The sequence below is a fragment of the Leisingera sp. ABD4_442 genome, from assembly GCF_056160905.1.
On the sequence record NZ_JBSWYB010000001.1, the window covers coordinates 355,497 to 372,295 of the forward strand.

The window sequence follows — 16,799 nt, forward strand, 5'->3', positions numbered from 1 at the left end:
TGTCAGGACATGCCGGGGAAGTGAAACCGCGCCACGATGCGGCGCTGCCAGGGCGGGCTCAGCGGGCTTTCGACAACCCCGTGGCCGGCATAGGCGTGGATGAAGGCGGGAGCATTTGTTAGAGAACCCGTCCGGGCCAACGGCCCGGGCAGCGCCCGTCCCGCCCCCCCGTCAAACCGGAGGTTTGCCTCCGGCAAAACGGGCGGGCGCTTTACGCCCTCCCCGCGCGGGACCGGCGCTGCCCTCGCGTTTCGTTCTATGGCTATGCTTTGCACCCCCAGATGCTTGGCCACCGATCCCTCCCGCATCCGGAACAGGATCACATCACCCGCTGCTGCATCATCCAGCGGCTTTGCCGCCAGATGCCGTGCTGCGGCCTGCCACAGCGCCTCGGCACCCTGCGGCTCCGACCAGTCCATTGTATAGGCGGGCGGCACCTCCGGCTCCGCGCCGTACAGCTCCCGCCACACCCCCCGGATCAGCCCCAGGCAATCGCAGCCCGCACCCTTGCAGGACGCCTGATGCACATAGGGCGTGCCTATCCAGCCGCGCGCGGCCTCTACCACCCGGCTCATCGCCGGCTTCCCCCGGTGTTCATGCCGGACTGGCGCGGCACCGCCATGATCCAATCCTCGCCCGGAATATCCGGGAACCCTTGGAAATTCATCAGGTTATTGAACTTCAGCCGGCAGGCCTCCATGCGCTTGTCGCAGCCCGCTACCAGCCGCACCGTATCACCCGGAGACACAACCGCACGGACCGGCTCCCACAGGGTGATCCTGCGCCCCGCAGCATTGGACTGGTCGGACTTCACCGCGGCCCACAGCCCCGCTGCCGCACCGCTGAGAACCGTCAGCCGGCCATCCGCAAACCAGCCTGGCTCAAACCCCGGTAACGCGTCCCAGCGGAAATCCTCGCTGCGCTCTACGGTGTCCACCGCAGTTTCAACGGCATAGCCGGGCGTGTTCAATTCAAACCCGCACGCCCGGTCGCCCAGAACCGCGGTGCAGGGCTTCTGATAGATCCGCCCCTGCGGCTGGTTCAGCTGCTCGGTCAGCCCGCGAAGCTCTGCCTCAAAAGCGCCGCCGGCGCGGCGGATCTCGCCAATCGTGCCGCGGAACTGCAGCCAGCGCATGGAGACATCCTGCCAATTGACCAGCCAGCAGCGCACCTCAGCGCCGTCGAACCGGCCTGCCTCGATGTCTTCCTCGCGCACTGCGGCATCGCTCAGCACTCCCAGCGCCTCAGTGTTGTCGACCGACAGGCCGGTGGCCTGTTGCACCGCGCGTGCGGTCAGGCCGCTGCCGGGCTGGAAGGTGATGCCATCAAAGGACAGCACGCAGTCATGATCGGTGAACCCCAGCACCGTGCCGTCCTGCCGGGTCAGTGCCCAGGCGCGGCAGAGCGTGGTGATGCCGGATTGAAGATGGCCGCGCAATGCATTGGAAAGACTGGTCATACCCGCACCTCCACCACAGGCACGGCAGGCGCTTCACCCGCTTGAAAGGACGCCACGCTGGTCTGGATGCTGGCGGTGTCAAAGCGCACCGGCACATCAAACTCAAACCCTGCATTGATGCTCAGGCCATGCTCCGGCGGGTGCGCCAGGGTGATGAGGCCGGTGGCGGTATCCAGTTCATAGTCCACGCTCTCGCGCAGCTCGTCCTGCTCAATCCCCACCCGCACCGTTCCCGCCACCGGCTTGGCAATCGGGCGCTGATATGTGAAGGCCCCGGAGCGGTAGGTCTTGGCCAGCTGAAACGCCACCGTGCTGCCGTCGCCCATGGCAATCACCTGATCGTCAAAGGCCACTTCCGCGCTGGGCCGGGCAGATTTATAGTCGCTCCAATCCTTCCAGCGGAAGCCATAGAGCTGCCCCTGGCGGGCCTCGAAGAAGGCAATGAGGGTTTCGATATCTTCCAGCGCGCGCAGGCCAAGGCCTGCGTCATAGCGGCGGCGGGAGTGCGCCCAGGGGGTGTTGCGCTCCTCAAACCCGTTGGCCAGCGTCACCACATCGGTGCGCCGCTCAGGGCCGCCGACGGAGCCGAAGCTGAGCGAAGCGGGAAAGCGGACTTCGTGGAAATTCATAGTGTTACCCTCCATCCTTAACGATTGCGCCCGCCGCGGCTCAGCGCGCGCGACAGCTGTGCGGCGATCTGGCTGCGGCTGCGTTCAAAACCTTTGACGTCGGGGGTAGAGACATTCATCACCACATTCACAGCGCCGCCGCCCTGGCTGCGCACCCCCAGCGATCCATCGGCGCCGCGGGTCAGCGGCAGGATCGCCTCCGGCCCCGCTTCGCCCATCAGCCCGGTGGCGCCGCGCATCGGGAAGGTTGTGGGGCTGGTGACAATGCCGCCCTTGGCAAAAGGCATCACCTTGCCCTGACTGAAGGCAGAACCATTGGCGAAGGGCAGAATGTTCCCGATCAAACTGCCGAAACCATCGGAAATCAGACTGCCAACATGGTTGGTGACCGGTTTCATCGCAGCGTTATAAGTGGTGCGGATCATTGAGCGCGCCAGCGTGTCCATCGCCTCCGACAGATTGGCACCGTCAAACACCAGATCGTCAAATGAACGGCGCAAGCCCTTGGAAAGACTGCGATCCAGAATCTGGGCATCACGGCCGGTCTCGGAGAACCCTTCCTTGACCCGCCCCAGCACTTCTGCAAAGGCAGCAGCCATTCCAGTGGCACCGTCCAGCGCTTCTCCCAAAGCCTCGCCCTGCAGTTCCAGTTCCGCCATAGAGGATGAGTCAGTCATCTGTTGTCTCCTTGTTCTTCGGGCCGGCGGCGTCCGGGAAGGCCTGCATCAGCGCTGCCAGCCGGTCACGTCCCAGCGGCTGCGGCGCAGCCGGATCGCCCAGCATCAGCCGCAGTTCAGCGGGCGTCAGCTGCCAGAAATCGCGCGGCAGCAGTTTCAGCCCCGCCATCCCGGCGCGCATCAGGGCAGGCCAGTCGAGCGCACTCATGGGCCGTCCGGCACGGCAAAGCTGCGCACCAAGAGTTCCGCTGCCACCCGTGCCGCCTGCATCGGGCCGCCGCCTATGGTGGCCGCAGCCAGGTCTTCGCGGCTGAGATCATGGCCGCCGCCCTGCAATCCTGCCGCCAGCAGCGCCAGCACATCACGGGCGGAAAACCGGCCCTGTTCGAACCGCTGCACCAGATCCACCAGCGTGCCTTCCTCCAGCGCGGCCTCTAGCCCTGCCAGCGCGCCCAGGGTCAGCTTCAGCGCGTAAGGGTCTCCATTTACGAGCAATTCTGCCTCGCCTGCGTGCGGGTTCACCATCATTAAACCGCCGCAAAGCTGAGCTGGCCGGCGCTGGCGAGCGACAGCTCATAGGTTGCCTCGCCATTGTGGCTGCCTGCGTATTCCAGTGCGGTGACCTGGAACGGACCCTGCACGATGCCGAAGTCCGGGATGATCACCTGGAACTCCGGCGTGAGCCCGTCAAAGAACAGTTGCCGGGCGCGTTCGTCCGTCGCCTCGTCCCGGAAGATGCCAGAGCCGGAAATGCTGGCGGAGCGCACGCCGGCACCGGCCAGCAGCTCGCGCCAGCCGCCCTGGCTTTCGAGGCTGGTCACATCGACGCTTTCGGCGTTGAAGCTGATGCGCGTGGCGCGCAGGCCGGCGATGGTCTCAAAAAGGCCGGCGCCGTTCATGTCCACTTTGACCAAGAGGTCCTTGCCGTTTTGAACTGTCATGGGGTTTCTCCATGGTTTTCAATTGGTTTCATGAGAATTCTGCGGTTCAGACATCATCCACCCGCGCCCTGAAGCGCAGGGTGATCTGCCTGCCGCCGGTGCTGAGCCGCTCCGCCTTGGCGCGGTCGAACCAGAGGCCGGTCAGCTGCCCGCGCGGCAGCGGCACCGCGGCGCCGACCAGCGCGTTGCAGACGGCGGCGGCAGCGGATTTGGCGGTGGCAAAACCGGCCATGTCGGTGGTGACGGTGACAAAGAACCGGTGCTCCGCCCCGCCCGCCGTTATGTCGGAACGGTCCAGCACCTCTTCGCTGCCAAGCGCCACATAGGTCTGCGGCAAGGGGCCTGCGGGGAGGGCGTCATAGATCGCGCTGCCGACCAGCGTGGTCAGGCCCGGGTCGCCGGTCAGATGGGTGTAGATGGCGGATTGCAGCCCGCCAGCGATGGCATAGGTCATCCGCTCACCTCCTCAACCGCGAAGCAAGTGAGGTAACGGCCTGCGGGTTCGTTTTCTGCAACTGCATCAATGCGGTAGAGGCGGTTTTCATCGCGGAACCGCTGATCGGGGCGCGGCCGGGATGCAAAGCCTTCAGGGGATGCGCGCAGCGTAATGCGGTATTTCTGCAAAGACAGGCTGTCGCTGTTCAAGCGCCCGCTGAGGGATTTCACCTCAGCCCAATGGGTGCCAAGCGCCACCCAGGTCTCGGTATAGCCGCCAGCGCCGTCGGGGGTACGCTGGGGGTCTTCCAGCACCAGTTTGCGGGTCAGGTTCGGGGGGCGTTTCATGCGAGCCCCCCCAAGCTGAGCCGCAGGGTGCGGTAGCGTTCGATCAGGCTGGTTACACCAAAGGGCATGCAGCCGCCATGGAGGCCGGTGTCGGCCCGGTATTCGTAGTAATGCGCCGCCAGGAGCATCACCGCCTGGCCCAGATCGGCGGGCAAGCCGCCCCAGTCGGCGGCCATGCCAGCCTGCAGGGTGATCCGCGCCAAACCGCCCGTCGGGATCGCGGGCAGCAGGCTGGCAGATGGGCACAGCCGCGGGCGCTGGCTGTCGCGTTCCAAGCGGTAGGCCGCTGGGTCCAGGACCGTCTCAGCACCGCCTGCATTGCGGATCATCACCTCTGTCACGGCCTGCACCGGGGCGATCGGCAGCACCATCCGGCTGCGGTCGCGCCAGTGGCGGATCTCCAGCTCAAATTCACGGGTTATCAGTGCCTTGCTGGTCCTTGCTTCGATCGCGGCCAGGGCGGCGCGCAGGAAGCCAAACAGCACCTCGTCCTGCAGGCTGCCCTCGCCAAAGCCGGTGCCCAGGCGGAGGTGTGCCTTGAACTGGGCCAGCGGCAGGGCGGCCTCGGGCACGGGGGTCACTTCGCTCAGCATCATCATCTCACTCCTGCGGGCCTCCCCCTTGGCGGCCCTGATCTGCTGTCCGTTGAAAGTTCGGCCGGCACGCACCGTTCCCTGCCGCTCGGACGGAGGGGGAGCAGCTAGACGGCAGGGAAATATGGGATGCGTGCCAGCCGACGGACCGGGCTGCCGGTCCGCCATCAGCGCAGAGCGGTTAGCTCGCGCCGAATTTCATCAGCTTGATCGCGGCAAAGTCGCTGACGTCGCCGCCGACGCGTTTGGTCGCGTAGAACAGCACATGCGGTTTGGCGCTGAAGGGATCGCGCAGGACGCGCAGGTCCGGGCGTTCGGCGATGGTGTAGCCGGCGCGGAAGTCGCCAAAGGCGATGGGGAAACTGTTCAGGCCTGGGTCCGGCATGTCCTCGGCGATCAGCACCGGGTAGCCCATCAGGCGTGCGGGTTCGCCCGCGGCCAGGCCGTCGGACCACAGGAAGCGGCCATCGGCGTCTTTCAATTTCCGCAGCATTCCCGCGGTCTTGGAGTTCAGAATGAAGGTGCCGTTGGCGCGGTATTCCGCCCCCAGCGCATAGACCAGGTCAATGATCGCGTCGCCGTTGCCGATCTCGCCATCGACGCCGGTGGCGACATAGCCGATGTTGCCCCAGCTCCAGTTGCCGTTTTCCTCGACGTTGTAGTTGAGGAAACCGGTGGGCTTGTCGACGCCATCGCCATTGATGAAGGCGTCGGCCTCGGAGCGGGAAAACTTGTCGGCGATGCGGCCTGCCAGCCAGCCCTCGATGTCAAAAGCGCTGTCATCAAGCAGCCGCTGCGACGCCTTGGGCAACGCGCTGAGTTCATGCAGCGGGATCGAGATGCGGTCGATAGTGCCGGTAGAGGTTTCCGCGGAGGGGCCGGTTTCATTGGCCCAGCCGGCGCCCATTTCGCTGTGGTCGATCAGCACGTCATAAGACGCCGCCTCCACATGCACCACGGAGGCCACGGCGCGGATCGAGGCGGAGGCGTTCAGCACCGCCTTGACGGTGTCGGCGGTCTGCGGATCGACCAGGTAGCCGCCGTCGCTGCCCACCGCGGTGGACATGGATTTGCCCTCCAGTTCGAGGCCGCGCAGGCCGTCGTCGTCGCCGCTGCGCAGATAGGCGTTGAACGCCTTCTGATGCGGGGCGCCCGCGTCCTGGCTGGCTGCCAGATGGGGGCGGTTCTGAGAGATTGTCTTACGGTCCAGCATGGTCACTCGCTCTTCTGCCTGTTTCAGCCTTGATTGCACGTCGTTCTGAAAGCCCTTGAATTCATGAAGAAAGCCGGCGATGGCCTGTTTCACTTCATGCGCCAGGGGCGCTGCGTCCCCGGTTTGGGCCGGGAGGTCTTGGTTGCTCATATTGAGTGTCCTGTTCTGAGGTCACGGGTGATCTGGCGCAGGCCGTCGGCCAAGGCGCGCAGCGCTTGCGCTTCTGCCTCCAGCGCGGAGGATTTCGCCGCCACCCGCGCCGCGGGAAGCATCGGGAAGGTGACCAGCGACACCTCCCACAGCTCCACCTGCGTGAGGTGGCGGGTGCCGTCCGGCGCGCGGGCGGCTTTCTGGGTGCGGTAACCGATCGAGAGGCCGTCAATGGCGCCCGCTTCGACCAGCGCGGCAGCCTCGGCGCCCTTGGGGGTGGCGGTGAGGATGCGGCCCTTGACGTACAGCCCGCGCGTGTCCTCGCGCACTTCGTCCCAGACGCCGATGGGCTGGGCAGGGTCGTGCTGCCACAGCATCTTGACGCTGCGGCCCTGATCCTTGAGCGCCTTCAGCGAAGCCGCATAGGCGCCGCGCTGCACCACATCGCCGCCCTGGTCGGTCTGGCCGAACAGGCTGGCGTAGCCCTTAATCTCTGTTGCGTCCTTCAGCGAGAGATCCTCGCCGAAGCGTGCGAATTTATGTTCCAGCTGGGGGGATCCCTGCATCATCTGAACCTCGCAAGTCGTTGGATTTACGGCAATTGCACCGTCAGGAAGGATTGGAAGGCCTGCGCCAGGATGACGGCGGCAACGCCGTAGACGGTGAGCCAGAGGCGTTTCTCCAGCCGCTCCATCATCTGTTCGATCCGGTCGAGACGGCGGTTCACGGCGTCGTTCTGGATCTGGGCGACCCGCTCATGGGCGGACAGGCGCAATCCCGGTGAACAATCGAATGCGTGCATCGGGTGCTCAGTCATCCTGTCCGCCCTCCGTCTGCTCTGTGGGCAGGGTTTCTGTGGGCAACCCCAGCAGACGCCGTTTTTCCTCGTGTGTGAGGAAATCCGCGGTGGTGATGCGCCGCCACTGCGCCTCGCGCTCTGCCGCAAGCGCAGGCAGCTGGTCGAGGTCGGGTTTCAAAGTCAGCGCTTCGCCTGTCCAGCCGGTCAGCCAGCCGGACAGCGCCGCTGTCACCTTGGAGACCAGCGGCAGTACGGTCAGACGGTAGAAGGCGCGGTTGGCCTCCTGATAGTTGGCATAGGTCGCGTCGCCTGGGATGCCGATCAGCATCGGCGGCACCCCGAAAGCCAGTGCGATTTCGCGGGCGGCGGTGTCCTTGGTTTTTTGGAACTCCATGTCGGAGGGAGAGAAGCCCATCGGCTTCCAATCCAGACCGCCCTCCAGCACCATCGGGCGGCCGGCATTATTGGCGCCCTGGAAGTTTGATTGAATCTGCTCGCTTAGATTGCGGAATTGATCGTCGGACATCTGCCCCTGGCCGTCGGAACCGGTCCAGACCAGCGCGCCGGAGGGGCGGGCTGCGTTGTCCAGCAGCGCCTTGGACCAGCGGGAGGCGGCGTTATGGACGTCAATCGCCATGGCCGCCGATTGCAGGGCTGAGAGGCCATAGTGGTCGTCCTGGGGGTGGAAGCTCTTGATGTGGCAGATCGGGGATTGGCCCGGCTCGTTGGCAAAGCGGTGCTTGCGCCCGCCCACCACATAGTCGAACCCTGCGGGCCAGCCGTCCGGCCCCGGCACCACATTCATCCGGTCGGAGCGCAGCACATGCAGTTCTGCAGGCGTTGCGTCCTCTGCCGTGACCATTTCGATATAGGCGTTGCCCGAGAGCAGCAGGTGGCCATAAAGGGCCTCCAGCATCTCAGCCTGGGTCTGGGCCGGGTTGGGGCGTGCCAGCAGCGCCAGCCAGGGGTGTACATCAAAGCGCTGGCGGCTGTCCTGCAGCACCAGCGGCGCGGCGGCTGCGGCCTCGGCAATGAGGCGGATCACGCGGTGGGTGACAGGATTGCCGGCAAAGCCGCTGCGGGTCAGGGAAACGCTGTCGCGCGGGCTCCAGGCGATGCGGCCGGCGCCGTGCCAGGAAACCACGCGGGCGGTCTGGCTGGCCTTCTGTTCCAGGCCCGGATTATTGGGGCCCGGTTTCCGGGGGTCTGGCGTTTTGCGCCGCAGCAGGTCAAAGACCATGGTCCGCTCCTCAGCTTGTTCCTGTGTGGCGCCATGAGCCTTGGGGCTGATGCGCCTTTGCTGAGGATCATTAGTGGCAGAAAGGCCTGAAGATTTGAGAAGCGGTGCGTACGGCGGGTACGCAACACCCTGTATCAACCCACTGAATAAAAAGAAAAACCGCCCGTTGCGCAGTGGGCGGCTTGCGGAGTTTACGACGGGCAGCGCCGGTCCGCGGGTGGGCGGGAAGCGCCCGCCCCATCGTGCTGGAAGCACGCCTCCGGCATAACGGAGGGCGGACGGGCGCTGCCCGGCCTGCGGCCAGGCGGTAGCTTACAGAACCCGGACCTGCGGCCTGCGCAGGCTGGCAGCGGGCTGGATGATCAGCTCATGCAGCACCCAGACCAGCGCATCGACCCGGTCGGGAGAGCCGCTGCCGCGGTAGCCCTGCGGGGTCATCTGGCACATCTGGTCCTCAAGATCCCCAAGGCCGGGCAGGTGAAATACCCGGCCTTGTTCGTAGAGCGCCGCGACCGGTTCAGCGCGGGCAGACTTGCCCTTTCGCGCGTGGAGCGCACGGAACGGAACCAGCGGGTCGGCCTGGCGCAGCACGTTTTCAACGAGGGCGCCGCCCTGGTTGACCTCTGCCACCACCCGTTCGGCGCCATAGCGGTCGCGGGCGGCAATCACCGCCTGCGCCCAGGTCATCGGAGTGGCGCCTTGCACGGTGCAATCCGCCAGCACATAGGCCTGCCAATCCTGCGGCGGGCCGTGGGTGACGGCGCCTGCCACCACGATGCCGCAGGCGTCAGAGTCCTTGCCTGCGCTGACCGCCGGGGCGACGGCGACCACCACCCGGTCCAAAGGCGGCGCCTCGGCCACCTGGGCCTCAATCAGCGCCGCAGTGGTCCAAAGCGCACCTTGGATGTCCGCCAGCAGCACCCCGTCCAGCTCCTGCCGGCCCAGGCGGGTGCCTGCATAGCGTGCCCGCATCTCCGCCAGGAAGGAGGGTGCGAGGTTGGCGCGGTTGGCCTCGGTCGGGGCATGGGTGGTGACGGTGCTGGGCGAGGCCAGCAGCCGTTTCAGCACGGTTGCGTTGCGCGGCGTGGTGGTGACGCAGACGCGCGGATCCTGCCCCAGCCGCAAGGTGAACTGCAGCATGTCCCAGCATTCCTCGCCCTTCTTCCACTTGGCCAGCTCATCCGCCCAGGCAGCGTCGAACTGGGGGCCGCGGAGCGCCTCGGGGTCGTGGGCAGAGAACGCCTGCGCCTCTGCCCCGTTGGGCCAGATCAGCTTGCGCTCCGACGCCTTCCACTTCGGCCGCCGGTCGGGCGGTGAGCAGGTCAGGATGCCGCTGTCGCCGTGGATCATCACGTCGCGCACCTGGTCATAGGTTTCTGCCACCAGCGCGATGCGCCGGGCGGTGCCGGGATCGTCCGGGCGCGGCCCTTCGGCCTGGGAGCGGACCCATTCCGCCCCTGCCCGAGTCTTGCCCGCGCCGCGGCCGCCCAGAATTACCCAGGCGCGCCATTTGCCCGCCGGCGGGTGCTGATGCGCCAGCGCCCAGAATTCAAACAAATGCGGCAGCGCGCAGAGGGACTTGGAAGAGATTTCATTCAGGAACATCTCCTGGAGAAAGAGCTCCACGGATGCCAGCCAGGCGGCTTTCGACGTCTCTGCGGGCGGCGTCGAAATCGAGCTCGTTTTCGGTTTTGAACATACGGGCGAAGTCGGTGCTTTGTTCTGCAAGGATTCTCTCCACTTTCTGGCATTCGCGGATCAGCTGTTCCAGGCGGCTGATCTGGCCTTTTTCGCCGGTGGTTTCATCGGCGCCATTGGTTTCGAGCTGCGCCCGCAGCTCTTCCGCCTCATTGCGCAGGCGGTGAATGCTGTCCTGTAAGGAGCGCAGGAGATCGGCGGTGTAATTCACCTGCCGGGACAGGACGGTACTGCCGCCCTGGTCTGGTTTCGTATCTGTCATGGGTTGCTCTGCCTCATGCGTTTTTGTCCGCACGAGAGAAAGAAAGACGGCCACCGGCGGAGGGATCCGGGGCCGTCGATGTTTCTTCTAGCTGCCACACAACCTATACGGGAAACGCGCGCAAAAGTCAAGCATTTTGAGAGAGGGGTGCGTACGGTGGGTGCGCAACGGGGAGCTATTGCAATTTTTGCAATAGCACAGTTTTAGGCTTGTTTACTCAGTATCACCAAATACAAAAGTTGGGCTCACCGGAGAGTTCTAGCACCGGAACTCTAGATCACATCTATCGCGAACTTTACTTGTACTACCAACACTTTCAAATCAAACTCCGAAGACAGGAATAATTAATCTATGGGAGAAGCAAAGGTAAAAAAACGTCGCCATTCCAAAGTTCTAGAAGATGCGCAAGGTTGCATCTACTGTGCCGGACGTGGTCCAGCGGAACAAGTTGACCACATGCCTCCCAGAGCAATTTTTCGCATGTCGCAAAGACCGAAGGGGCTAGAATTTCCCAGCTGCTCAGCATGCAATCAAGGTACCAGCCACTTGGACGTGGCGGCAACATTTATGGCACGAACGTTCCCGGGGATTGCAAATCAGGCCGACGAAGGGGAATGGGACAGGGTAATGCAAGAAATGAAGCGCGTTGCCCCTGATCTCCTACAGGAAATGTGGCTTTCTCCTGAGGAAATGCGCGCAATGATGTTGCGAGAAGGTATCTTTGACCCTCAGCTTGCTGCTTTTCGTGCAAATGGGCCTCTGCTCGGCGCTCACATGCAGGCATTTGCAGCAAAGGTCGGCTTCGCATTGCGTTACGAAGATGTCCACTACCCGGTCCCAGAAAAAGGGGGGGTCCAGGTTCGATGGTTCACGAGTGGTGAACTTTACAATGGCAATATTCCTCAAACTCTTTACGAAAGTTTGGGTTCAATTGAGATAATGCGGCAGGGAAAGATAACTTCTGACAAAGTATTCGAGTATGGTTGGGGAAATTTTGTCACCCAACCCGATACGCGGCTCTACTACGCAAAAGTTAGAGAATCCTTCGCAGTTGCTGCTTTCGTGGCAGATGATCGCTCCCAGCTGCCGTTCCCCGCTACACAACTCGCAACTTTTGCGCCCGGAGAACTGTGCATGCCTTTACATGACCGCATCAGTGACGAATGAAACGGCTTTTTCAACGAGCCTAAGAGATTAAACGCTGATCAGGCGAATGTTGAATGTGTTGTTCGTTGTCCACACAGTGGTTTCGGAGACAAATTTGCTCGTACCTAAATTGACCAACCGTAACAGCCTAGGGGCCGCAAAAAAAGGGCGCCGCTTGGCGCCCTTTCCTGTTTCCGCCCTGCCCCGCAAACCGTTTCCCCGCACGGGAAACGGTTCGGAAAACATGTGTTTTCCGGGCCGGAATTTTTGCAAAACTCCGGCGCCCGGTCAGTTGTTCTGCTGTTGCTGGGCTTCGATCTCGCGCCATTTGGCAACGTTGCGGTTGTGCTCCTGCAGGGTCTCCGCAAAGGCATGGCCGCCGGTGCCATCGGCAACAAAGAACAGATAGCCGGTGCTGTCCGGGTTCACCGCCGCCTCCAGGCTTTCAAGCCCCGGGTTGGCGATGGGGGTGGGCGGCAGGCCCTCGATCACATAGGTGTTCCAGGGGGTTGCCCGGCGCAGCTCGCTTTGGCGCAGGCCGCGGCCAAGAACGCCCTCGCCCTTGGTGACGCCATAGATCACCGTCGGGTCCGTCTGCAGCCGCATGCCGCGGTTCAGACGGTTGGTGAAGACCGAAGCCACCACGCCGCGCTCGGAGGCGACACCGGTTTCCTTCTCGATGATCGAGGCAAGGATCAGCATCTCCTCAGGGGTTTGCACCGCTGCATCGGCGGAGCGGCTTTCCCAGGCGGCGTTGATGCGCAGCTGTTGGCGCTCTTGCATCTCGGCCAGCACCGCGGAGCGCTCTGTGCCCGGGGTGACCTCATAGCTGTCTGGCGCCAGATGGCCCTCGGCGGGGCGCTCGCCCGGGTCGCCGGCCAGCACATCCATCGCCTTGAGCGCCTCGACCACCTGCCAGCTGGTCACGCCTTCGGCCAGCGCGATACGGTAGCGGGTGTCGGCGTCCTGGCGGGTTTCGGTGTACTCAGCCGGGACGTCATCCTCGCCCAGGATGAACTCCGCCTTCTCCGCAAACCTGTTGGTCGCCGGGTCCAGCTCGCGCACCTCTGCCTGAGTGCGGGTCACACCGATGCGGTAGACGATCTCAGTGCCGCAGGTGGAAGCGCCGGAAGTGGTGATCCGGCTGATGATCTGCTCCATTGAGGCGCCCGGCTCCACCAGGAAGCTGCCGGCCTTCAGCTGGCTCGTCTTCTCACTGTATTTGGCACCAAGGCGGAACAGCGTGCCGGAGGCCACAGCCCCCTGCTCTTCCAGATCGCGGCTGACACGGGCCATGTTGGAGCCCCGCTCCACCCGCAGGCAGATCGCCGTCTCCAGCGGGCCTTCGGCGGTGTATTGCGACTGGCCCCACAGGATGAGGCCGCCCAAGAGGAATAGGGCGGCGATCAGGACCGTCAGCATATTAGAGGCGAGGCTGCGCCACATCAGCTGGTTTTCCCGAAGATCACCGAGGCGTTGGTGCCGCCAAAGCCGAAGGAGTTCGACAGCGCTACGTTGATTTCCCGTTCGCGCTTGGCGTTGGGGGCCAGGTCGACCGGGGTTTCAACCGCGGGGTTGTCGAGGTTGATGGTCGGCGGCGCCACTTGGTCGCGGATCGCCAGGATCGAGAAGATCGCCTCAATCGCGCCGGCCGCGCCCAAGAGGTGTCCGGTGGCGGATTTGGTCGAGGACATGGTGACATTGCCCGCGTGACCGCCGAGCAGCCGTTCGACAGCGCCCAGTTCGATGGTGTCGGCCATGGTCGAGGTGCCATGAGCGTTGATGTAGTCGATGGCGGTTGCGTCAAGACCTGCGTTGGCAAGCGCCGCCTTCATCGAGCGTTCGCCGCCCTCGCCGTCCTCGGACGGCGCGGTGATGTGGTAGGCGTCGCCGGAGAGGCCGTAGCCCAGCACCTCGGCGTAAATCTTGGCACCGCGGGCCTTGGCGTGTTCATAGTCTTCCAGCACCACGATGCCGGCACCCTCGCCCATGACAAAGCCGTCACGGTCGGCGTCATAGGGGCGCGAGGCCTTGGCCGGATCATCGGCACGTTTGGTCGACAGCGCCTTGCAGGCGTTGAAGCCGGCAATGCCGATTTCGCAGATCGCGGCTTCGGCGCCGCCTGCAATCATCACGTCGGCGTCGCCGGATTTGATCAGCCGGGCAGCATCGCCAATGGCATGGGCGCCGGTTGAACAGGCTGTCACGACGGAGTGGTTCGGGCCCTTGAAACCGAAGCGGATCGAGACCTGGCCGGAAATAAGGTTGATCAGCGCGCCGGGGATAAAGAACGGGGAGACCCGGCGGGGGCCCTTCTCCTTGATCATCACGGCTGTGTCGGCGATCGAGCTGAGACCGCCGATGCCGGAGCCGATCATCACGCCGGTGCGCAGGCGGCTTTCCTCATCCTCTGGCGTCCAGCCGGCGTCGCGCACGGCCATGTCGGCGGCTGCGATGCCATAGAGGATGAAGTCGTCGATCTTCTTCTGCTCTTTCTTGATCACCCAGTCGTCCGGGTTGAAGGTGCCATCCGCACCATCGCCGCGCGGCACTTCGCAGGCATAGGTGGTGGCGACACCGCTGGCTTCGGCGTCAAACAGGGTGATGGGGCCGGCGCCCGACTGTCCATCCAGCAACCGGGACCAGGTTTCCTCGACTCCGCTGGCCAGAGGGGTAACCAGGCCCAGACCGGTGACAACTACTCGACGCATTCCTTGCTCTCCTTTGCCTCGGCAATCCGTCCGTCCAGATAGCTTGGAATGGCCTGAAGGTGCAAGAGCGCGGTGACAGCCTGTGTCACGCAGCGTCAGCTGGTTTTTTACGGAGGAATTGCGCAGCAGGAATATTCCGTTAACCAATCACCCCTAAGTTGAAGATGAAGTCAACAACCATACTCGGCATCCGTCCTCACGACATGCCAACGCAGGCTGGAGCTCTGGGCCATTTTGTCTCCAGCCTGCTTTTTTCTTTCCTTTTTCCGATATCATAGGTTTCCTGCCCTTTTGCGGGTGGCAGGATCGGCCTGCCGCGGCAAGCGGCCCGCGGGCAGATGCCGGGCGGCAAGCGGCCATTTGCCGGCACCGGGCTCCGTGTTAACCGCAAATTCGCTTATTTGCGCGATCCTGTCAGGCGGAAGGAACCAAAGAAAGACCCCTGCCATGCGCCAATGGCTTCCGATTGCTGTTCTTTTGCTGATGATTGGCCTGCTGCCTGCCCGCGCAGGCGCCACTTGCGCGGTGCATCAGGATTTGTCGAATCTGCACCGCGCCAGCAAGGGCTTCCTGTCGTATCTGAGTTCCGGCCAGGGCGGTTACTATGTGCAGGATCTGCAGGCCTGGATGCTCATCCATCCGCCCGCGCCGCTGCTTCAGCGGATGCGGGCCGTTGGCATTCAGACGGTTGAGGCAAACACCCTGGCGCTGCTGAAACAGCAAAAGGTTCTGCTGCAGATCCTCAGCAGCCAGGGCCGCGGCGCCGCACAGGACAGCGCACGGCAGTTCGGCACCGCCGATCTGGCCCGGGACTTTGGCATCCAGGTGGAGGCGCTGCCCTGCGACCAGGTCAAGGAAGAGGGTTTTGGCAGTAAACTGGTGGCGGTGGCGGCCTCGGACGCCCGGCAGCGCCAGCAGATCATCAATGCTGCCATCGCCTGGGTGTCCTTTCTGGTTCTGGGCGGCAGCATCCTGTATTTTCTGGACCGGATCGGCATCCGCAAGATCCGCCGCACCAAACGTTATCCCTGCGCGGTGCCCTGTGCCGTTCTGGCCGGCGGCCGCAGCTTTCAGGCGCATCTGGTTGACCTCAGCCGGGCCGGCGCCAAGGTGCGCCCGGACCATGCCTGCAGCGTTTCCGGCCGGGTCACGCTCAATTTCGGCGGCCACACGGTCGAGGCGCAGATCCGCTGGCAAACCGCCGACTACTTTGGCGTGGAATTCACCAAGGACTTCAACTTCCTGCAACTGCACCGCCTGCTGGAGGCCTACCCGCTGGAAGGCGAAAGCCTGCGCGAGGAAATGCGGCTGGCGCGCTGAGCCCTGCCGCGCTGCCCTGCCCTTCGCCGCCGCTGCCAAACTCTGCGGCATGCAGCGGGACGTCTTGCGACTCTGATCAGTTCTGCCCAGCCCGGCGCGTGCCGGCCTGCGGTGCTGCGGCTTTTGCGGAGAATTAGCTGCCCGGCCGCTTCTGATTAACAGGCCAATCAACACTCTTTGACAGACTCGCTCCGATAGACTCAACCCCTGTTTGTCTGGAGCCAAGCCTGACATGAAGCAATGGCCGATACTCATAGCGACGATTTTCCTGCCTGCCGCAGTATTCAGCACCGCTTTGCCTGCACAGGCTTCAAGGAACACCTGCCTGCTGCAATCGGACCTGGCGCTGATGCAGCATGAAATGCGTGCGTTTCTGGAATACCTGGACACCGGCAAGGACCTAGGCCAGGCCCGTTATCTGCGCCACTGGCTGGCAGACCACCCGCCGGTGGATCTGCGGGTGCGCATGCGGCGGGCCGGCATGGGCGGGTATGAGGCGCAGACCCTCACGCTGATCGCCCGGCACAAAGCGCTGCTGGAAGTGCACCGCCGCAAGGGCCGCCGCAAGGCAGCGGCCAGCGCGCAGCGGCTGGGGGTGGCTGCACTGCTGGACGACTACGCAGGCCGGATCCTGCCGCTGCCCTGCGATTTTGCGCCGCAAAAACAGCTTGCGGCAAGCGCGCGGACAGGGATCGGCCCCCTGAAGCTGCTGCCGCGAAATGCGGCCATTGCCAGCGGCCTGCTGGCGCTGGCGCTTGGGGCGGCCGGCTTTGTGGCCGCGGGGTATTTTGCGCGCAGGCAGCGGCGGCGCCGGAAACGCCACCCCTGCGCCCTGCCTGCCTTGTTGCGGTCCGGTCCCGCGCACCTGCCAGCCTTGTTCGTCGACATCAGCTGCACAGGCGCCAAGCTGAGGATCTGGGAGGAGATGGAAGGGGATGAGCTGTCCAAAGGGCAGGCTGTAACCGCCGTGATCACGGGCTTTCAGCCGATAGAGGCGCAGGTGAGCTGGCAGAATGCCGATTATACCGGTATTAAATTCAGCAGCCGGCTGACGCGGGAGGAGCTGAACAGGCTGCTGCGGTTCAGTAAGTCGAAAGCTGCACCCTTGCTGGAGCAGACGGAACCGGCCTGACCACCGGCCTAACAACCGACCTGACAACCAGCCCGCAGACCGTTCA

At 64.0% G+C, this 16,799-nt stretch carries 21 protein-coding genes; 3 read left to right on the forward strand and 18 right to left on the reverse strand.

Features of this window, described 5'->3' with window-relative positions:
* Nucleotides 1-2: 2 nt before the first annotated feature.
* From ACXAHG_RS01645 to ACXAHG_RS01720, 16 genes are all read right to left on the reverse strand, one after another.
* Nucleotides 3-575: a C40 family peptidase gene (locus ACXAHG_RS01645; RefSeq protein ID WP_475055568.1), complete on the reverse strand. Its 573-nt coding sequence runs from the start codon at nt 573-575 to the stop codon at nt 3-5.
* Entirely contained in the window at nt 572-1,459 is an 888-nt protein-coding gene (locus ACXAHG_RS01650) for a DUF2163 domain-containing protein (RefSeq protein ID WP_475055569.1), read from the reverse strand. The genes ACXAHG_RS01645 and ACXAHG_RS01650 overlap by 4 nt, the downstream gene beginning before the upstream one ends.
* The gene (locus ACXAHG_RS01655; protein WP_475055571.1) at nt 1,456-2,088 is read right to left on the reverse strand and encodes a phage distal tail protein, Rcc01695 family; all 633 of its coding nucleotides are present in this window, start codon (nt 2,086-2,088) and stop codon (nt 1,456-1,458) included. Before ACXAHG_RS01655 ends, ACXAHG_RS01650 begins: the two co-directional genes overlap by 4 nt.
* A 17-nt stretch (nt 2,089-2,105) precedes the next feature.
* Nucleotides 2,106-2,765, reverse strand: coding sequence for a phage tail tape measure protein (locus ACXAHG_RS01660; RefSeq protein WP_475055572.1), 660 nt, complete (start codon nt 2,763-2,765; stop codon nt 2,106-2,108).
* Nucleotides 2,758-2,973: a rcc01693 family protein gene (locus tag ACXAHG_RS01665; protein ID WP_475055573.1), complete on the reverse strand. Its 216-nt coding sequence runs from the start codon at nt 2,971-2,973 to the stop codon at nt 2,758-2,760. Before ACXAHG_RS01665 ends, ACXAHG_RS01660 begins: the two co-directional genes overlap by 8 nt.
* Entirely contained in the window at nt 2,970-3,290 is a 321-nt protein-coding gene (locus ACXAHG_RS01670) for a gene transfer agent family protein (protein ID WP_475055575.1), read from the reverse strand. Before ACXAHG_RS01670 ends, ACXAHG_RS01665 begins: the two co-directional genes overlap by 4 nt.
* A 2-nt stretch (nt 3,291-3,292) precedes the next feature.
* The gene (locus ACXAHG_RS01675) at nt 3,293-3,706 is read right to left on the reverse strand and encodes a phage major tail protein, TP901-1 family (RefSeq protein WP_039170035.1); all 414 of its coding nucleotides are present in this window, start codon (nt 3,704-3,706) and stop codon (nt 3,293-3,295) included.
* A 46-nt stretch (nt 3,707-3,752) separates the two neighbouring features.
* Entirely contained in the window at nt 3,753-4,160 is a 408-nt protein-coding gene (locus ACXAHG_RS01680; RefSeq protein ID WP_475055577.1) for a DUF3168 domain-containing protein, read from the reverse strand.
* Complete coding sequence (locus tag ACXAHG_RS01685; RefSeq protein WP_475055579.1) at nt 4,157-4,489, reverse strand: head-tail adaptor protein; 333 nt, start codon at nt 4,487-4,489, stop codon at nt 4,157-4,159. Before ACXAHG_RS01685 ends, ACXAHG_RS01680 begins: the two co-directional genes overlap by 4 nt.
* Nucleotides 4,486-5,085, reverse strand: a complete 600-nt coding sequence (locus ACXAHG_RS01690; RefSeq protein ID WP_475055581.1) for a head-tail connector protein — start codon at nt 5,083-5,085, stop codon at nt 4,486-4,488. The genes ACXAHG_RS01685 and ACXAHG_RS01690 overlap by 4 nt, the downstream gene beginning before the upstream one ends.
* Before the next feature lie 178 nt (nt 5,086-5,263).
* Entirely contained in the window at nt 5,264-6,445 is a 1,182-nt protein-coding gene (locus ACXAHG_RS01695; protein WP_475055582.1) for a phage major capsid protein, read from the reverse strand.
* Nucleotides 6,442-7,011 carry an HK97 family phage prohead protease gene (locus tag ACXAHG_RS01700; RefSeq protein WP_475055584.1) on the reverse strand — a complete coding sequence of 190 codons (570 nt, stop codon included), beginning with the start codon at nt 7,009-7,011 and terminating at the stop codon, nt 6,442-6,444. The genes ACXAHG_RS01695 and ACXAHG_RS01700 overlap by 4 nt, the downstream gene beginning before the upstream one ends.
* 26 nt (nt 7,012-7,037) lie before the next feature.
* Complete coding sequence (locus tag ACXAHG_RS01705; protein WP_039182700.1) at nt 7,038-7,262, reverse strand: GTA head formation protein, RCAP_rcc01685 family; 225 nt, start codon at nt 7,260-7,262, stop codon at nt 7,038-7,040.
* Complete coding sequence (locus tag ACXAHG_RS01710) at nt 7,255-8,484, reverse strand: phage portal protein (RefSeq protein ID WP_475055586.1); 1,230 nt, start codon at nt 8,482-8,484, stop codon at nt 7,255-7,257. The genes ACXAHG_RS01705 and ACXAHG_RS01710 overlap by 8 nt, the downstream gene beginning before the upstream one ends.
* A gap of 312 nt (nt 8,485-8,796) precedes the next feature.
* Nucleotides 8,797-10,089 carry a DNA-packaging protein gene (locus ACXAHG_RS01715; protein WP_475055620.1) on the reverse strand — a complete coding sequence of 431 codons (1,293 nt, stop codon included), beginning with the start codon at nt 10,087-10,089 and terminating at the stop codon, nt 8,797-8,799.
* Nucleotides 10,076-10,498 (reverse strand): hypothetical protein, encoded by a 423-nt coding sequence (locus ACXAHG_RS01720; protein WP_475055587.1) that lies wholly within the window; start codon nt 10,496-10,498, stop codon nt 10,076-10,078. Before ACXAHG_RS01720 ends, ACXAHG_RS01715 begins: the two co-directional genes overlap by 14 nt.
* Nucleotides 10,499-10,795: 297 nt before the next feature.
* On the opposite strand from ACXAHG_RS01720, the gene ACXAHG_RS01725 reads away from it, so the two are divergent.
* Entirely contained in the window at nt 10,796-11,611 is an 816-nt protein-coding gene (locus ACXAHG_RS01725) for a hypothetical protein (RefSeq protein WP_475055589.1), read from the forward strand.
* Between the two features lie 267 nt (nt 11,612-11,878).
* On the opposite strand, the gene mltG is transcribed toward ACXAHG_RS01725, so the two are convergent.
* Together mltG and fabF are read right to left on the reverse strand one after the other, a co-directional pair.
* On the reverse strand, nt 11,879-13,036 hold the full coding sequence (mltG, locus tag ACXAHG_RS01730) for an endolytic transglycosylase MltG (RefSeq protein WP_475055590.1): 1,158 nt from the start codon (nt 13,034-13,036) through the stop codon (nt 11,879-11,881).
* Nucleotides 13,036-14,301, reverse strand: a complete 1,266-nt coding sequence (gene fabF, locus ACXAHG_RS01735) for a beta-ketoacyl-ACP synthase II (protein ID WP_475043000.1) — start codon at nt 14,299-14,301, stop codon at nt 13,036-13,038. The genes mltG and fabF overlap by 1 nt, the downstream gene beginning before the upstream one ends.
* Nucleotides 14,302-14,748: 447 nt before the next feature.
* Here fabF and ACXAHG_RS01740 point away from each other — a divergent pair, with 447 nt between their 5' ends.
* Together ACXAHG_RS01740 and ACXAHG_RS01745 are read left to right on the forward strand one after the other, a co-directional pair.
* Entirely contained in the window at nt 14,749-15,621 is an 873-nt protein-coding gene (locus ACXAHG_RS01740) for a PilZ domain-containing protein (RefSeq protein WP_475042999.1), read from the forward strand.
* 232 nt (nt 15,622-15,853) lie between these two features.
* On the forward strand, nt 15,854-16,753 hold the full coding sequence (locus ACXAHG_RS01745; protein WP_475055592.1) for a PilZ domain-containing protein: 900 nt from the start codon (nt 15,854-15,856) through the stop codon (nt 16,751-16,753).
* Nucleotides 16,754-16,799: the final 46 nt, after the last annotated feature.

What these genes read in the sequence shown, in the direction of transcription:
- ACXAHG_RS01645 (WP_475055568.1), bottom strand. Translation starts at nt 575, where the DNA reads ATGAGCCGGGTGGTAGAGGCCGCGCGCGGCTGGATAGGCACGCCCTAT.
- ACXAHG_RS01650 (WP_475055569.1), bottom strand. Translation starts at nt 1,459, where the DNA reads ATGACCAGTCTTTCCAATGCATTGCGCGGCCATCTTCAATCCGGCATC.
- ACXAHG_RS01655 (WP_475055571.1), bottom strand. Translation starts at nt 2,088, where the DNA reads ATGAATTTCCACGAAGTCCGCTTTCCCGCTTCGCTCAGCTTCGGCTCC.
- ACXAHG_RS01660 (WP_475055572.1), bottom strand. Translation starts at nt 2,765, where the DNA reads ATGACTGACTCATCCTCTATGGCGGAACTGGAACTGCAGGGCGAGGCT.
- ACXAHG_RS01665 (WP_475055573.1), bottom strand. Translation starts at nt 2,973, where the DNA reads ATGAGTGCGCTCGACTGGCCTGCCCTGATGCGCGCCGGGATGGCGGGG.
- ACXAHG_RS01670 (WP_475055575.1), bottom strand. Translation starts at nt 3,290, where the DNA reads ATGGTGAACCCGCACGCAGGCGAGGCAGAATTGCTCGTAAATGGAGAC.
- ACXAHG_RS01675 (WP_039170035.1), bottom strand. Translation starts at nt 3,706, where the DNA reads ATGACAGTTCAAAACGGCAAGGACCTCTTGGTCAAAGTGGACATGAAC.
- ACXAHG_RS01680 (WP_475055577.1), bottom strand. Translation starts at nt 4,160, where the DNA reads ATGACCTATGCCATCGCTGGCGGGCTGCAATCCGCCATCTACACCCAT.
- ACXAHG_RS01685 (WP_475055579.1), bottom strand. Translation starts at nt 4,489, where the DNA reads ATGAAACGCCCCCCGAACCTGACCCGCAAACTGGTGCTGGAAGACCCC.
- ACXAHG_RS01690 (WP_475055581.1), bottom strand. Translation starts at nt 5,085, where the DNA reads ATGATGCTGAGCGAAGTGACCCCCGTGCCCGAGGCCGCCCTGCCGCTG.
- ACXAHG_RS01695 (WP_475055582.1), bottom strand. Translation starts at nt 6,445, where the DNA reads ATGAGCAACCAAGACCTCCCGGCCCAAACCGGGGACGCAGCGCCCCTG.
- ACXAHG_RS01700 (WP_475055584.1), bottom strand. Translation starts at nt 7,011, where the DNA reads ATGCAGGGATCCCCCCAGCTGGAACATAAATTCGCACGCTTCGGCGAG.
- ACXAHG_RS01705 (WP_039182700.1), bottom strand. Translation starts at nt 7,262, where the DNA reads ATGACTGAGCACCCGATGCACGCATTCGATTGTTCACCGGGATTGCGC.
- ACXAHG_RS01710 (WP_475055586.1), bottom strand. Translation starts at nt 8,484, where the DNA reads ATGGTCTTTGACCTGCTGCGGCGCAAAACGCCAGACCCCCGGAAACCG.
- ACXAHG_RS01715 (WP_475055620.1), bottom strand. Translation starts at nt 10,089, where the DNA reads ATGTTCCTGAATGAAATCTCTTCCAAGTCCCTCTGCGCGCTGCCGCAT.
- ACXAHG_RS01725 (WP_475055589.1), top strand. Translation starts at nt 10,796, where the DNA reads ATGGGAGAAGCAAAGGTAAAAAAACGTCGCCATTCCAAAGTTCTAGAA.
- mltG (WP_475055590.1), bottom strand. Translation starts at nt 13,036, where the DNA reads ATGTGGCGCAGCCTCGCCTCTAATATGCTGACGGTCCTGATCGCCGCC.
- fabF (WP_475043000.1), bottom strand. Translation starts at nt 14,301, where the DNA reads ATGCGTCGAGTAGTTGTCACCGGTCTGGGCCTGGTTACCCCTCTGGCC.
- ACXAHG_RS01740 (WP_475042999.1), top strand. Translation starts at nt 14,749, where the DNA reads ATGCGCCAATGGCTTCCGATTGCTGTTCTTTTGCTGATGATTGGCCTG.
- ACXAHG_RS01745 (WP_475055592.1), top strand. Translation starts at nt 15,854, where the DNA reads ATGAAGCAATGGCCGATACTCATAGCGACGATTTTCCTGCCTGCCGCA.